The organism is Seohaeicola sp. (assembly GCF_048006315.1).
Classification (GTDB): domain Bacteria; phylum Pseudomonadota; class Alphaproteobacteria; order Rhodobacterales; family Rhodobacteraceae; genus Seohaeicola.
In genome coordinates, this window is record NZ_CP180350.1 from 2,046,964 (window position 1) to 2,061,275 (window position 14,312).

Here is a 14,312-nt window from a genome sequence, read left to right on the forward strand (position 1 = left end):
TATCCGGCCTTTCTTTGAAGCACGTTCGCTCCTGGCCTCGATGGGATCCGCTGATTTCATTGCCTTTTAAGATGACCGGCCTTTGATGGCCATCGCTCCTTACAGGCTGTGAATAGGCGGCCCCTGCCGTTACACCATCGTCATCCACCTCGCATTCTTGAAAGCCGAAGCGCCCTGCGCTCCAGCTATGTCGCTTTGTAGCTTTCTCCGCTGCGCAACACCGCCCAGGCCATGCGTGCTGTTTTGTTGGCAATTGCCACGAGCGTTTTGTTGTGACCCGCGCGAACAAGTAGTTCTTGGGCCCATTTGGCACGCCGGTCACTGCGCGCGGATATCCTGATCAACACCGACCTGGCACCGTGGATGAGCTGGCGGCGTAAGTATTGGTTCCCTCTTTTGCCGATGCCACCAAGCCGAGGTTTGCCTCCCGTCGTATATTGCCTGGGAACCAGCCCTATCCAAGCCGCAAGAGCCCTGCCTGACGAGAAGTGTTGTCCATCATCGACAGCGGCAATCAAGGCGGTAGCGATTACCGGCCCGACGCCGGGAAGAGTTGCCAGGCGTTTGCACCGTTCATCGGTTCGGCAGATCGCAACGAGCTTTCGGTCGATCTCGGTAATACGTTTGTCCAGCGCTTCGAACTCGGCGATGAGTGCGTTGAAGTTTTGTTTTGCCAGAGTTGATAGGCTGGCTTCAGAGATGGCGGTCCTGATATCTTTGCGGAACCGAAAGGCACCGACCGGAATGACTACGCCATATTCTCCCAGGAGGCCGCGAATGTGATTTATCAGTCCGGTTCGTTGCGCAATGAGCCGGTCGCGTGTTCGATGCAGCATCTGTAAATCCTGTTGCTCCGTCGTCTTCACCGGCACAAACCGCATCGTCGGGCGAAGGGCTGCCTCGTGGATCGCCTCGGCATCAACTGCGTCGTTCTTGGAACCTTTGACAAATGGCATGACGAACCGCGGGTGAATGAGGCGTACGGAATACCCGAGCGCCTCGAACTGTCGGCCCCAATGATGCGCGCTGGCGCAAGCCTCCATGGCAACAATGGCCGGCGCAAGTTCCTGAACAACGGCTTCGAGTTTTGATCTGGTCACCTTCTTCGAGATCACCTCGCCCTCACTGCTAATTCCATGGATGTGGAAGGACTGTTTGCCCAAATCAATCGCAAGTAACTGCATTCTGTGAACTCCTTCTGCTTGCTATGTTTGCCGAAGATTATCGTCTTGGGTGCAAGGGGCGTCCATTCCATAAGATGAGCAAGAAACCCGTGACGAAGAAAGCCGAGGCCGAGAAGGTCGTCAAAGACATCCGCCGCGCGACCCGTAAGATACATAGCGCGGAAGAGAAGGTCCGCATTGTCCTGGCTGGCCTTCGCGGCGAGGACAGCATTTCAGAACTGTGCCGTCGGGAGGGGATCGCCCAGAGCCTGTATTACAGCTGGTCGAAGGAATTTCTCGAGGCGGGAAAGAAGCGCCTGGCAGGTGATACGGCGCGCCAGGCAACCAGCGCGGAGGTCAAGGACCTGCGTGCCGAGTCTTTGGCCCTCAAGGAAGTGGTGGCAGACCTTATCCTTGAGAACCGCGTCCTCAAAAAAAACACGAGCGGGGCTGGGGGCGACCGCGAATGAGATACCCAGCATCCGAGAAGCTCGAGATCATTCGCATCGTCGAGCAATCCCACCTTCCGGTCCGCCGAACCCTGGCCCAGATTGGCATTCCGCCCACAACCTTTTACCGCTGGTATGATCGCTACGTCGAGCATGGCCCGGAAGGGTTGGAAGACCGCTCATCACGGCCGTCCAGGGTCTGGAACCGCATCCCGGATCCTGTGCGGGACCAGATTGTGGACTTGGCGCTCAACGAGCCAGATTTGTCCCCGCGAGAACTGGCCGTCCGCTTCACCGACACGGAAAAGTATTTTGTGTCAGAAGCTTCGGTCTATCGACTGCTCAAGTCTTATGACCTGATTACCAGCCCCGCATATGTCGTCGTCAAAGCTGCTGACGAGTTCAGGGAGAAGACCACTCGGCCAAACCAAATGTGGCAGACCGACTTCACCTATCTCAAGATGATCGGCTGGGGCTGGTTCTATCTGTCCACCGTGCTGGACGACTTCTCGCGTTACATCGTGGGCTGGAAGCTCTGCACCAACATGGGGGCAGATGATGGCGAGCCATTTTCCGCCATTGGTCCGAGGACAATGGCGAGCGCGACGCTCGACATTGGCCTGGCCGCATCAGGATGTGACAGCGTCACCGTGCTACACAAGCCCCGGCTACTCAGCGACAACGGACCCTGTTACATCGCGGGAGATCTCGCCAAATACCTCGAGAAGAACGGCATGGATCACGTGCGCGGGGCTCCCAACCATCCCCAGACGCAAGGCAAGATCGAGCGCTGGCACCAGACCCTCAAGAACCGCATCCTGCTGGAAAACTACTACCTGGAGGGCGAACTCGAGGCGGCGATCACCGCCTTCGTCGAGCACTACAACCATCGCCGATATCACGAAAGCCTCGGCAATCTGACACCTGCCGACGTTTACTTCGGGCGCGGCCCGGCAATCCTGGCAGAAAGGGAGGAGATCAAAACACAGACCATCCAGAACCGGCGCTTGATCCATCAGCGCCAAGCAGCATAAAGTCAACCAACAGAGCCGGAGCCCTCCAGACCAAAATCACGCCGCCTGTCCCAAATCATTCGACGACGGACAGCATCGACCCGCAATCGGATGATTTCAAAGCCAACGCCGCGGCCATGTTGGCACATGTCGACAATTTCCGCGCGATCGAGGCCAAGGTGACCGAGGCGGCCGAGGCGGCGCGCGCGCGGTATGAAAAGCGCGGCAATGTCATGCCGCAGGATCGGTTGAACCTTCTCTTGGATCGGGGCTCCCCGTTTCTGGAACTCAGTTCCCTGGCCGGTTATCTGATGTTCGACGACCGCGACGGCACTGGCGCCGGGGCGGGCTGCATTGCCGGGATCGGCTATGTCTCGGGAGTTCGATGCCTGATCGTTGTCGATAATTTCGCAGTCAAGGGCGGCACCATTTCGCCGGTTGGCCTGCAGAAGAAACCGCGGCTTCAGAATATCGCGCTCGAAAACAAGCTGCCGCTGGTGACACTGGCGCAGTCGGGCGGGGCGAACCTGGCCTATGCCGCCGAAATGTTCGTCGCGGGCGGACGCGCATTCGCCAATCAAGCGCGGATGTCTGCTGCGGGTGTACCTCAAATCACCGTGGTGCATGGCAGCGCCACGGCGGGAGGCGCCTATCAGCCCGGACTTTCGGATTACATCGTGATGGTCAAGCGTCAGGCGACGACCTATCTGGCGGGTCCCCCGCTGTTGAAGGCCGCGACCGGCGAGATTGCGACGGACGAGGAACTGGGCGGTGCCGAAATGCACACGCAGGTTTCGGGTGTCGGCGACTATCTTGCACAGAACGATGCCGACGGGATCAGGATCGCACGCGAGATCGCAGCGCAGTTGCCGTGGCAGGATGACCACCTCGCACGCCGCGACTTTGCCGAGCCGCTTTGTTCCCCCAACGAACTGATAGGTGTGGTGCCTGTCGACCCAAGGATGCCGTATGATTGCCGCGAGATCATCGCGCGTATCGTCGACGGGTCCAAGTTTCTTGATTTCAAGCCGGAATACGACGCCCAAACGGTTTGCGGCCACGCTCATATCGAAGGTCATCCGGTTGGAATAATCGGAAATAACGGGCCGATCACCGCCCCGGGTGCCGCCAAGGGAGGCCAGTTCATTCAATTGTGTGAATAGGCCGGTATCCCGATCCTGTTCCTGCACAATATCACCGGCTTTCTCGTCGGCACCGATCCGGAACAGAACGGAATCATCAAGCACGGCTCCAAGATGATCCAGGCAGTGGCCAATGCGAAAGTGCCGAAAATCTCGATCAATGTGGGTGGATCATACGGGGCAGGCAACTATGCCATGTGCGGGCGCGGTTTCGATCCGCGGTTCCTGTTCTCCTGGCCCAACAGCCGCACCGCAGTCATGGGTGGCTCGCAGGCAGGAATGGTCCTGCGCATAGTCGCCGGGGCCAAGATGGCCAGGGCGGGCGCAGTCGACGAAGACAAGCTTGCCGCGCTGGAACGGCAGACGCAGGAGCAGATGGACAGCCAGACCACGGCGCTGGCTTCGACTGCGCGAATGGAAGACGACGGGCTGATCGATCCGCGCGACACCCGCAAGGTGCTGGCTTATGTGCTGGACATCTGCCGCACGGCAGACCGGCGCGAACTGCGCCAAAACACGTTCGGCATCGCGCGGTTCTGAAGGAGGATGAGCATGCTGGAAACACCCGAACACAAGGAACTGCGTGAAACCGTCCGCCGGTTTGTCGAGAATGAAATCAACCCGCACGCCGCGGAATGGGACGATGCAGGCGCCTTTCCTGCCCATGAGCTGTTCAAAAAGCTGGGAAACCTTGGCCTGCTGGGAATATCCAAGCCCGAGGGATTTGGCGGGTTGGGTCTGGATTACAGCTACGAAGTGATCTTTGCCGAAGAAATCGGCGCCGCCCATGCCGCCGGGGTGCCACTGGGCATCGGCGTGCAGTCGAACATGGCGACCCCGGCGCTGGCGCGCTATGGCAGCGACGCGTTGCGCGCCGAGTTTCTGACCCCCGCGATCGCAGGCGACATGGTGGCCTCTATCGCCGTGAGCGAGCCGCACGCAGGTTCTGATGTGGCGGCGATCCGGACTACTGCGCGCCTCGATCGAGATGACTACATCCTCAATGGTCAGAAAATGTGGATCACCAATGCCACACAAGCGGATTTCTTCTGCGTGCTCGCCAATACAGGCGGAGAAAACCAGCACGGCAACAAGTCGCTTTTCATCGTACCATCGGACCTGCCCGGCGTTTCGACCGGGAGCCGCCTTAAAAAGATGGGCATGCGCGCCTCGGACACCGCGCCGGTGTTTTTCGAGGATGTGCGGCTGCCGAAACGCTTCCGCATCGGCGATGAGGGGCGCGGCTTTTCCCTTCAGATGCAGCAATTCCAGGAGGAGAGGCTTTTTGGTGCGGCGATGGCAGTGAAAGGTCTGGAGTTTTGCGTAAGCTCCACCATCGACTACACAAGCGATCGAAAGGCCTTCGGCCAGTCTATCCTCGACAACCAGATCGTGCATTTCGCGCTGGCCGAGATGCAGACTGAAATCGAAACGCTGCGGGCGCTTCTGTACCGTGCAACCGAAGCTTATGTCGCGGGCGAAGACGTCACGCTGCTGGCCTCGATGGCCAAGCTCAAAGCAGGCCGACTGACGCGCACCGTTCCCGATCAATGCCTGCAATTCTGGGGCGGCATGGGCTTTGTCGAAGAAAGCCTCATCAACCGGCTTTATCGTGATTTGCGGCTGGTACCCATTGGCGGCGGCGCCGACGAAGTGATGCAGGGGATCATCTGCAAGCTGATGGGCATCGCCCCGGGACGCAGCTGACCCATGACAAAACCGGAATACACCTGCATAGCCATCGAACGGTCCGATGGCATTCTTGCGATTACCCTGAACCGGCCCGACGTTTGCAATGCAATGAACCTGGCCATGGTCGAAGAGATCGGCGCGGCGCTTGATGCGGTGGCGGATGATCTTTCAATACGCATTGTGGTGTTGCGCGGCGCCGGCGGAAACTTCTGTGCCGGGGGTGATATCAAGGACATGGTGGCGGCGAAATCGGCTGAAACCACCGATAACCACGATCCGGTTTTCGAGTTGAACCGCGCCTTCGGCAGAATGATCGCCAAGGTCGATTCGGCTCCGCAGGTTGTCATCACCTGCCTTGAGGGCGCTGTTCTGGGCGGCGGATTTGGCCTCGCTTGTGTGTCCGACATCGCTATTGCCGATTCCCGAGCGCAGTTTGGCATGCCCGAAACAGGTCTTGGCGTGCCACCCGCACAAATTGCGCCGTTCGTGGTGACACGTGTGGGTCTGACCCAAGCACGGCGTCTGGTCCTGACAGGCGCCCGTTTTGACGGCGTCGAAGCTGAACGATTGGGCGTCGTCCATTTTGTCACCGAGGGCCTTGATGAAATGAACGCCCTTCTGGAACGCCAGATCACGCAAATCCGCAACTGCGCGCCACTGGCAAACCGCATCACCAAGGAACTGATCCTGCGGGTCGCAAGCATGGATCGCGAGGCTCTTCTTGACGAGGCTGCGCAGAGCTTTGCCACCGCAGTTCGCAGCACGGAAGGGCGCGAAGGGACGCGGGCCTTCGCGGAAAAACGCCGCCCTACGTGGGCCCGTCAGGACGGGATAGGGAGGCCAAGATGCCCCAACTGAACAAGATTCTGATCGCCAACCGGGGCGAGATCGCGGTCCGTGTCATCCGCACCGCCCGCGCGATGGGCTTTCGCACCGTGGCAGTTTATTCTCATGCCGATATCGACGCCCTGCATGTGTGCGAGGCAGACGAGGCGGTGTGCATCGGTGACGCGCCAGCAGGTGAAAGCTATCTGGCCAAGGAAAAGCTGATCGAGGCGTGCCGCCTGTCAAATGCGGATGCGGTACACCCTGGCTATGGGTTCCTGTCAGAGAACTCCGATTTTGCTCGGGCCTGTGACGCGGCGGGTATCACCTTTATCGGCCCCCCTTCAGAGGCGATCGAACTGATGGGCTCGAAGCGGCTTTCCAAGATCGCAATGATCGAGGCCGGCGTGCCTTGTATCCCCGGCTATGAAGGCAGCGATCAATCGGATGATCGGCTGGTTCAAGAAGCCGAGCGGATTGGCTATCCTCTCATGGTCAAGGCGTCTGCCGGCGGTGGCGGGCGCGGCATGCGGCTGGTGTGGACGTCACGCGATCTGATTGCCAGCATCCACACGGCACGGTCGGAGGCAAGATCAGCCTTTGGATCGGACGAATTGATCCTCGAACGCGCACTGATCGAACCAAGACATGTCGAAATACAGGTCTTTGCCGATGCGCATGGCAACGTGGTCCATTTCGGCGAGCGCGACTGCTCGATCCAGCGGCGGCACCAGAAGGTGGTCGAAGAGGCGCCGTCTCCCTTCGTCACCCCCGAGATGCGCCAGGCGATGGGCGAGGCGGCAGTAAATGCGGCGCGCGCCTGCAACTACTGCGGTGCGGGGACAGTTGAGTTCCTTGTCGATGACGACCGGAATTTCTTTTTCCTTGAAATGAACACTCGGCTGCAAGTGGAACACCCGGTCACCGAGCTTGTCACTGGGCAGGATCTGGTGGCCTGGCAACTCCGCGTTGCCGCCGGCGAGCCGTTGCCGCTCACCCAGGACAAGATCAGCTTCGACGGCTGGGCCATGGAGGTGCGGCTCTATGCCGAGGACCCGCAAAACGAGTTCCTGCCGCAGACCGGCCAGGTTCTGGTCTGGGATATGCCGGCCGGACCTGGAATTCGTATCGATCACGGCATCCGCGCGGGCCAGTCTGTCAGTTCGCATTACGACCCCATGCTGGCAAAGATCATCACCCATGGCGCCACCCGCGAAGAGGCGCGGCGCAAGCTCGCTCGTGCAGTCGAGGACACGGTCCTGTTGGGCGTGAACTCAAACAAGGCGTTTCTGGCCAAGATCCTGCGCCACAAGGTTTTCGCCGAGGGCGGCGCAACAACCGCTTTCCTTCAGCAGCACTTCGAGGGCGATGAGACGATGACCGCTGACGCACCGTCGCTCAGGGTATTGAGCCTCGCGGCGGTGCTGATGTATGCCCGAACCGGTGGCCAAAGCGCACATACGCCGGATTTCCCGGGCTGGCGCAACGCCAGTTCGGCACCTTGGCGCTTTAGCCTGCAATGCGGCGGCAAGACATACGCTGTTGATCTGACGGTCCATCGGCACGGCACCTGTCTGCGCTGCACCGCACGACAAGGTGTGACAGAGGAGGTGATCGAGCTGCTTGGCATTGATACCGACCACTTCACCTACGTCGTCGATGGGGTGCGCAGACGCACACGCTTTGTCTTTCACGGGGACACACTCTTTCTGGACGGTCCCTTTGGCAACATCTCGTTTCGTGACGCTACCCATTTGCCCGCAGCCCGTGACGAAACAGGTGGGAGCGGCCGCGTCACGGCACCGATGGACGGTTCGATCATCGCCGTCAACGTCGCCCTTGGCGACCGGGTGAGCAAAGGCCAGACTGTCGCCGTGCTGGAGGCGATGAAGATGGAGCACCAGCTTCGGGCTGATGTGAGCGGAGTTGTAGCTGGTATCTCGGTCAGCAGCGGTGCTCAGGTCAAGATCAGACAGTTGCTGATGACCATCGCGTCCAGTGAAGACCAGGTCGAGTGAGAACGGAGAGGGCCTGCTTCGTCGAACAGCTCGTTGTTGAAGCCCTCTACTTCATCCCTGATAGCCTCGTCAGGTGGTGCCTGGACTTGGGCTGGCAAAACGCAATAAGCGCCCCGAGGGGCGCTTATTGCATTGTAATCGCTTGGTTAAATCTGGTTGCGGGAGTAGGATTTGAACCTACGACCTTCAGGTTATGAGCCTAAAATTCCACGATTCCAATAACTTAAGGAAACCAACAGCTTATCTGACAAGCCTTTGATTTTACAAATTTTCAATGCTTACACTGGCCGACATTGACATGCATTCGTCGTCACAGATCGGCGCAAAATGACGTACGCTCGTTGACATGACGTTGACATGGACTTCCGCCGCCGAGCGAAAATGATGATCGCTCTGACGCCGAAATCGGCCCTAAGCCGACCTTCATCACGCTCGGTCTCGCGCGCCCGAGACCGGCCATTCGTTCATGCCGCAGTATCCTGCGGCTCAATGTGTGATGGGGGCCTCTGGCTGAGAGCCTCGCTTCCGTTTCTCCATCCGGAGCCTCGGATGGTCGCAGGACAAGTCTGTCCGAGGAGGGGTGACGTTCAACCCTCGGCCAATCTGGACAACGGAACCCCCTACGCCCTCGGCGCGAACAGGATGACGGCGGCACCGGCGAGGCAGATTGCGACGCCGGTCATGTCCCAAGTGTCCGGGCGTTGCTTCTCCACTGCCCAAAGCCAGACGAGCGACGCCGCAATGTACACGCCACCGTAGGCCGCATAAGCGCGCCCTGCGAAATCGGAGAGGGCCAGGGTCAGGAGCCAAGCGAAAACGGCGAGGCTGAGGAGGCCGGGGACCAACCAAAGAGGGCTCGCCCCTTGCCGCATCCAGGTCCAGACCGCAAAGCAGCCAAGGATTTCGGCCAATGCCGCTCCGACATAGATGGCGAGTGTGCCGGGCGCGGTCATGACGGCACCTCGCTTTCCGGGTTGCGGTGATCGGTTGCGCAAAGGGAATGGTCGCTCAAAACCTCGATCACCCGGCAATCGGCGATGCTCCCGCCCGCACATTGCACGACCATGCGTTCCAGTTCGGCCTTGAGGGCGGTCAGGCGAGCGAGGCGGCTTTCGACCTCGGCAAGTTGCGCCTTGGCGATGGCATCGGCGGCGGCGCAGGATTGGTCAGGTCTGTCGGACAGGCTGAGCAGGTCGCGGATCGCCTCCAGCGTGAAACCCAGATCGCGGGCGTGGCGGATGAAAGCCAGCCGTTCCTGCGCCTTGCGGCCGTACAGCCGTTGATTGCCCGCGCTGCGCTCGGCTTCGGGCAAGAGGCCGATCTGTTCATAGTAGCGGATGGTCGGAACCTTCACCCCCGCTGCCTCGCCCAGTTTTCCGATGGTCAGCATCAGATTCCCCTTGAAGCTATAGTTGCTAGAGACATTAGGTTCCTGATTCGATGAAAGCAACTGTCCGCACAGCGGCAGGAGGAATGACGATGTCGGAAGCTGCACGCGAAACGTCCTGTGACTGGACCGTGACGGGCATGGACTGCGGTTCCTGCGCGACCAAGATCAAGGATGCGGTGGCACGCCTGCCGGGGGTGAGCGGCGTCGAGGTCGGGATCATGACGGAACGCCTGCGGCTGACGCTGGATGAGGCGCAGACCGGGCAGGACAAGATCGAAAAGACCGTCCGGGCGCTTGGCTACCAGATTGCGCCGCGCGCTACCGGTGCGAAGAAGGATTTTGTGCTGCCTGATGCCCACGATGGGCATGACGATGACCATACGACACATGAGGGCCACGATCACGCCGGGCACGACCACGGCCCCAATGTCGCCAGTGCAAAGCGCGATGACAGCGGCCACGGCAGCCCCGGCCATGTCCATGACGACCCCGCCGACCGGGGCAAGCGCTGGTATCAGACGGCCAAGGGCAGACTGGTCATCTTCACCGCCCTGTTGCTCGGTGCTGCCTGGGTCATCGAATATCTGGCGCCCGAGGTCGGCAAATGGGCCTTTGTCGCCGCCTGTCTGATCGGCGTGGCCCCGGTGGCGCAGCGCGCCTTTGCCGCGCTGCGGATGGGGCAGCCTTTCACCATCGAAAGCCTAATGACCATCGCCGCCATCGGCGCGCTGTTCATCAATGCGGCTGAAGAGGCCGCGCTGGTTGTCTTCCTCTTCGCTGTGGGAGAGGTGCTGGAGGGCGTGGCCGCAGGCAAGGCACGGGACGGCATCCGGGCGCTGGCAAATCTGGTGCCGAAGACGGCGCAACTGGTCACCGCCGACACAACGCGCGAGGTGCCAGCAGCGAGCCTGTCCGTGGGCCAGACTGTGCTAGTGCGTCCCGGCGACCGCATTCCGGCCGATGGCGAGATCACCGATGGCACCTCAGGCGTCGATGAAAGCCCGGTCACCGGCGAAAGCGTGCCCAAGACGCGCGGGCCGGGGGAATCCGTATTTGCAGGCTCGATCAACACCGAGGCCGCCTTGCGGGTCAAGGTGACCAAGGGCCCCGAAGACAACACCATTGCCCGCATCATCCGCCTTGTCGAAGAGGCCGAGGAGGCCCGCGCGCCGACCGAACGCTTCATCGACCGCTTCAGCCGCTGGTATATGCCCGCCATCGTTGCCGTGGCGGCGCTGGTGGTGCTGGTGCCGCCGCTGGCCTTTGGTCAGCCCTGGGACGCCTGGGTTTACCGCGGCCTTGCCTTGCTCCTGATCGGCTGCCCTTGTGCGCTGGTCATCTCGGTGCCTGCCTCCATCGCCTCGGCAATGTCCACCGGGGCGCGGCGCGGGCTCTTGATGAAGGGTGGCGCCGTGATCGAGGCTGCGGCGAAGGTCGATGTCGTGACCTTCGACAAGACTGGGACGCTGACGCATGGCCGCCCGCAAGTGACAGATCTGGTGCTGTTCGGGGCCACCACAGAAGCTGAACTTCTGGCCGTTGCGGCAGGGGTCGAAATGGGGTCGAGCCACCCGCTCGCCATCGCCATCCTGAACAAGGCAAAGGAGGCCGGCGTGACCGCGCTGCCGTCGCAAGATGCCAAGGCGCTGATGGGCAAAGGGGTTGTCGCAACCGTGGGCGGCGTGCCTGCATGGGTCGCCTCTCCGCGATACGCGATGGAGCATGGTGGGCTCGATGGCCTTGGCCTGCGGCAGGCTACGATCTTCGAAGAGGATGGCAAGACCGCGGTCGCCGTGTTCCGCGAGAAGACCCCGCTTGGCTTGATCGCCATGCGGGACGAGCCGCGGGCGGATGCCAAAGACGCTGTGCGCCAGCTGACGGCCATGGGGGTGACTGCGGTCATCCTGACCGGCGACAACCCGCGCACGGCCGCTGCGATTGCCGGAAGCCTCGGGCTGAAGTTCGAAGCCGACATGATGCCCGAGGACAAGCTCGCCTACATCCGCGAGATCGGCACCAAAGGCGGCGTGATGATGATCGGCGACGGCATCAACGACGCGCCCGCGCTGAAGCAGGCAAGCGTTGGCGTGGCAATGGGATCGGGCACCGATGTGGCGCTGGAAACCGCCGATGCGGCGATTCTGCGCGACCGGGTGACCGACATTCCGGCCACGATCCGCCTTTCGCGCGCGGCAATGGCCAATATCCGCCAGAACGTGACCATCGCGCTTGGCCTGAAGGCAGTGTTCCTTGTGACCTCGGTATTCGGACTGACCGGCCTCTGGATCGCAATTCTCGCCGACACCGGTGCAACCGTGCTTGTAACGCTGAACGCCCTGCGTCTGCTGCGGTTCAACCCGGAACGCGAGGGCTGAGCAGATGATCTCCGGTTTTGGCTGGGCCGCGCTGGCCCTTCTTTTCGGCTATCTGGCACTGTTCTTCTGGGGCAGCGCCTTGGCCGCACAAGCGGCGGGGCGCCCGGTCTGGCTGTTCGCGCGCGCCACAGGGAGGGACCGCTTGGCAGCGATGGGGTTCCGTATGGCCTTTGCGCTGGCGTTTTTCGGGCCGCTCCTCTGGCTCGCCGTGCCCGGGTTCCACAAGGTCGACTTGCTCTGGACCGAGGGTCGCGCTGTGGTTCTTGGCTTGGTCGGGGTCTTTGTCGCAGGGCTTGGCGCGATGGTGGCTTTTGCCGCGCAGATGTCGATGGGATCATCCTGGCGCGTCGGCGTGGTCGGCGGCGAAACCGGCGATCTGGTCTGCGGCGGGCTCTACCGGTTCAGCCGCAACCCGACGTTTGTGGGGCAAGCGGCACTGCTGGCAGGTGTTGCGATGGCGGTTCCCTCTCTCCCTACCGTCCTCGCCCCAGTCATGTTTCTCTGGTCGGCCAGCACGCAAGTGCGGTCCGAAGAGGCCGCCCTGCGCACAGCAATCGGGCCGGACTATGATCGTTACGCCGCGTCGGTCCCACGCTGGATCGGCATCAAGAGCAAGGACGTAGAATGACCAGGGTGATGCTGACTTCGCTGATTGCTGCCGCAGTGGTGGCAGACCAGTTGACCAAGACCGCAGCGCTGTCGCTGCTGTCGCAGGGGACTGCGGTCCCGGTCCTGCCGGGCTTCAACCTTTCCCTCGGGTTCAATACCGGCGCGAGCTTTGGCATGATGGGCGGGTTCATGGCGGGTAAGCCCCTTCTGATGGCTGCGCTGACGGGCGCACTGACCATCGCCTTCGCCGTCATGGCATTCCGGGCGCAGCACGCGCTGGAACGGGCAGGTTTTGCGTTGGTCGTGGGCGGGGCGCTTGGCAACATCATCGACAGGTTGCGGCAGGGTGCCGTGACCGATTTCCTTGATCTTTACTGGCGCGACTGGCACTGGCCAACGTTCAACGTCGCCGATATTGCGATCACTCTCGGCGCGGTCCTGATCCTTGCCGCCTCGCTTCCCCTTCGTCGCCGCAAGGAGCCGGTTCTTGACCAAAGCTGACCCGCAGAGCCTGTCGCGTGACGACCTTTCCTTGACCGTCGCTTTCCTGATCGCACTGGCGGGCACGCTTGGCGCGCTCTTTATCGGTGAGGTGCTGGGCCAGATGCCCTGCACCCTCTGCTGGTATCAGCGCATCGCCATGTTCCCTTTGGTGCCGATCCTCGGCATGTCGCTCTGGCGGGGCGACGGGATGGCGCGCGCCTATGGCTTGCCGTTGGCCATCGCCGGGCTCGCGCTTGCGGTATGGCATTCTGGCCTTTACGCAGGGTTCTTGCCTGCGCCGATCGTGCCCTGCACCGAGAACGGCCCCTCCTGTACCGGCGAGGCGCAGATGATTCTTGGCCTGCCGATCCCCTATCTTTCCGTGGTCGCCTTCGCAGCGATCCTTGTCTGCCTCCTCTTGCCGAAAGGACAACGCCCATGAACCGCCGCACTCTTCTGATCGGGGCCTCTGCACTCGGGCTTGCCGCCTTCGCAGGCGGCGCCATCGTCCTGAACCGTCGCCACGCGGCCGAGGCAGAGGCGGTGGCCGCCGCCACGCCAACCGAGGATCAGGCACTGTTGGTCCGTGACTATTCCCCCAGCTTCGGCCCCGCAGATGCGCCCGTCACACTGGTTGAATTCTTTGACCCCTCCTGCGAGGCCTGCCGTGCCTACCACCCGGTGGTGCAGGAAATCCGGCGGCTGTTTCCCACACAGGTCCGCGTCGTGCTGCGCTACACCGTCTTTCACGAAGGCTCGGACGAGGCGGTGCGGATACTCGAGGCCGCCCGGATGCAGGACAAGTTCGAGCCGGTGCTGGACGCGCTTCTGGAACAACAGCCCGGCTGGGCCGTTCATGGCTCGCCCGAGATGGATGTCGCCTGGGAAATCGCTGGGTCCGCAGGTCTCGATCTGGAAAAGGCGGAAACCGACCAGTTCTTTCCGGGAATCACAGGCATCCTGAACCAGGATGCGGCCGATGTCGAAGCCCTGGCCATTCGACAAACGCCGACTTTCTTTCTGAATGGCAAGCGGTTGGAGAACTTCAACGCCGACAGCCTGATCGCCGATGTGCGGTTCGCGGTCGAGAATAGCTAACCGATCAGTCGCCCTGCAAAAAGGGCGAACGCTTCTGGAGATACAGGAGTTGACT

The 14,312-nt window shown here is 61.4% G+C and carries 12 protein-coding genes and 1 pseudogene; 10 read left to right on the forward strand and 3 right to left on the reverse strand.

Going from position 1 to position 14,312, the window contains the following annotated elements:
• Positions 1-185 precede the first annotated feature (185 nt).
• Positions 186-1,184, reverse strand: a complete 999-nt coding sequence (locus ACMUJL_RS10315) for an IS110 family transposase (protein WP_375568494.1) — start codon at positions 1,182-1,184, stop codon at positions 186-188.
• 74 nt (positions 1,185-1,258) lie between these two features.
• On the opposite strand from ACMUJL_RS10315, the gene ACMUJL_RS10320 reads away from it, so the two are divergent.
• The 5 genes and pseudogenes from ACMUJL_RS10320 to ACMUJL_RS10340 all read left to right on the forward strand — a co-directional run bounded on the left by ACMUJL_RS10320 (position 1,259) and on the right by ACMUJL_RS10340 (position 8,302).
• Positions 1,259-2,646 (forward strand): IS3 family transposase gene (locus ACMUJL_RS10320; protein ID WP_375568492.1). Its coding sequence is split into 2 segments (ribosomal slippage): positions 1,259-1,595 and positions 1,595-2,646, totalling 1,389 coding nucleotides; the frame shifts between segments, so codons are not numbered across the junction.
• A 158-nt stretch (positions 2,647-2,804) separates the two neighbouring features.
• Positions 2,805-4,307 (forward strand): annotated as a pseudogene (locus ACMUJL_RS10325) (acyl-CoA carboxylase subunit beta).
• Positions 4,308-4,319: 12 nt separating this feature from the next.
• Positions 4,320-5,474: an acyl-CoA dehydrogenase family protein gene (locus ACMUJL_RS10330; RefSeq protein ID WP_375568490.1), complete on the forward strand. Its 1,155-nt coding sequence runs from the start codon at positions 4,320-4,322 to the stop codon at positions 5,472-5,474.
• A 3-nt stretch (positions 5,475-5,477) separates the two neighbouring features.
• The gene (locus tag ACMUJL_RS10335) at positions 5,478-6,317 is read left to right on the forward strand and encodes an enoyl-CoA hydratase/isomerase family protein (protein WP_375568488.1); all 840 of its coding nucleotides are present in this window, start codon (positions 5,478-5,480) and stop codon (positions 6,315-6,317) included.
• Positions 6,305-8,302, forward strand: coding sequence for an acetyl-CoA carboxylase biotin carboxylase subunit (locus tag ACMUJL_RS10340; RefSeq protein ID WP_375568486.1), 1,998 nt, complete (start codon positions 6,305-6,307; stop codon positions 8,300-8,302). Before ACMUJL_RS10335 ends, ACMUJL_RS10340 begins: the two co-directional genes overlap by 13 nt.
• A gap of 620 nt (positions 8,303-8,922) precedes the next feature.
• Here the strand turns inward: ACMUJL_RS10340 and ACMUJL_RS10345 are convergent.
• Positions 8,923-9,255: a YnfA family protein gene (locus tag ACMUJL_RS10345; protein ID WP_375568484.1), complete on the reverse strand. Its 333-nt coding sequence runs from the start codon at positions 9,253-9,255 to the stop codon at positions 8,923-8,925.
• Positions 9,252-9,692: a MerR family transcriptional regulator gene (locus tag ACMUJL_RS10350; protein WP_375568482.1), complete on the reverse strand. Its 441-nt coding sequence runs from the start codon at positions 9,690-9,692 to the stop codon at positions 9,252-9,254. Before ACMUJL_RS10350 ends, ACMUJL_RS10345 begins: the two co-directional genes overlap by 4 nt.
• 89 nt (positions 9,693-9,781) lie before the next feature.
• Between ACMUJL_RS10350 and ACMUJL_RS10355 the strand changes: the two genes are divergently transcribed.
• The 5 genes from ACMUJL_RS10355 to ACMUJL_RS10375 are packed head-to-tail and all read left to right on the forward strand — an operon-like array spanning position 9,782 to position 14,257.
• On the forward strand, positions 9,782-12,067 hold the full coding sequence (locus tag ACMUJL_RS10355) for a heavy metal translocating P-type ATPase (RefSeq protein ID WP_416914246.1): 2,286 nt from the start codon (positions 9,782-9,784) through the stop codon (positions 12,065-12,067).
• Positions 12,068-12,071: 4 nt separating this feature from the next.
• A complete protein-coding gene (locus ACMUJL_RS10360) occupies positions 12,072-12,695 on the forward strand; it encodes a methyltransferase family protein (RefSeq protein ID WP_375568480.1) in 624 nt (207 codons plus the stop codon).
• Positions 12,692-13,177, forward strand: coding sequence for a signal peptidase II (gene lspA / locus ACMUJL_RS10365; RefSeq protein ID WP_375568478.1), 486 nt, complete (start codon positions 12,692-12,694; stop codon positions 13,175-13,177). The genes ACMUJL_RS10360 and lspA overlap by 4 nt, the downstream gene beginning before the upstream one ends.
• Positions 13,164-13,601 (forward strand): disulfide bond formation protein B, encoded by a 438-nt coding sequence (locus ACMUJL_RS10370; RefSeq protein ID WP_375568476.1) that lies wholly within the window; start codon positions 13,164-13,166, stop codon positions 13,599-13,601. The genes lspA and ACMUJL_RS10370 overlap by 14 nt, the downstream gene beginning before the upstream one ends.
• The gene (locus tag ACMUJL_RS10375) at positions 13,598-14,257 is read left to right on the forward strand and encodes a DsbA family protein (RefSeq protein ID WP_375568474.1); all 660 of its coding nucleotides are present in this window, start codon (positions 13,598-13,600) and stop codon (positions 14,255-14,257) included. The genes ACMUJL_RS10370 and ACMUJL_RS10375 overlap by 4 nt, the downstream gene beginning before the upstream one ends.
• Positions 14,258-14,312 lie beyond the last annotated feature (55 nt).

Bases quoted from the DNA above. Each gene is read 5' to 3' on its own strand.
- ACMUJL_RS10375 (WP_375568474.1), top strand. From the start codon at position 13,598: ATGAACCGCCGCACTCTTCTGATCGGGGCCTCTGCACTCGGGCTTGCC.
- ACMUJL_RS10330 (WP_375568490.1), top strand. From the start codon at position 4,320: ATGCTGGAAACACCCGAACACAAGGAACTGCGTGAAACCGTCCGCCGG.
- ACMUJL_RS10355 (WP_416914246.1), top strand. From the start codon at position 9,782: ATGTCGGAAGCTGCACGCGAAACGTCCTGTGACTGGACCGTGACGGGC.
- ACMUJL_RS10340 (WP_375568486.1), top strand. From the start codon at position 6,305: ATGCCCCAACTGAACAAGATTCTGATCGCCAACCGGGGCGAGATCGCG.
- ACMUJL_RS10350 (WP_375568482.1), bottom strand. From the start codon at position 9,692: ATGCTGACCATCGGAAAACTGGGCGAGGCAGCGGGGGTGAAGGTTCCG.
- ACMUJL_RS10315 (WP_375568494.1), bottom strand. From the start codon at position 1,184: ATGCAGTTACTTGCGATTGATTTGGGCAAACAGTCCTTCCACATCCAT.
- ACMUJL_RS10335 (WP_375568488.1), top strand. From the start codon at position 5,478: ATGACAAAACCGGAATACACCTGCATAGCCATCGAACGGTCCGATGGC.
- ACMUJL_RS10345 (WP_375568484.1), bottom strand. From the start codon at position 9,255: ATGACCGCGCCCGGCACACTCGCCATCTATGTCGGAGCGGCATTGGCC.
- ACMUJL_RS10360 (WP_375568480.1), top strand. From the start codon at position 12,072: ATGATCTCCGGTTTTGGCTGGGCCGCGCTGGCCCTTCTTTTCGGCTAT.
- lspA (WP_375568478.1), top strand. From the start codon at position 12,692: ATGACCAGGGTGATGCTGACTTCGCTGATTGCTGCCGCAGTGGTGGCA.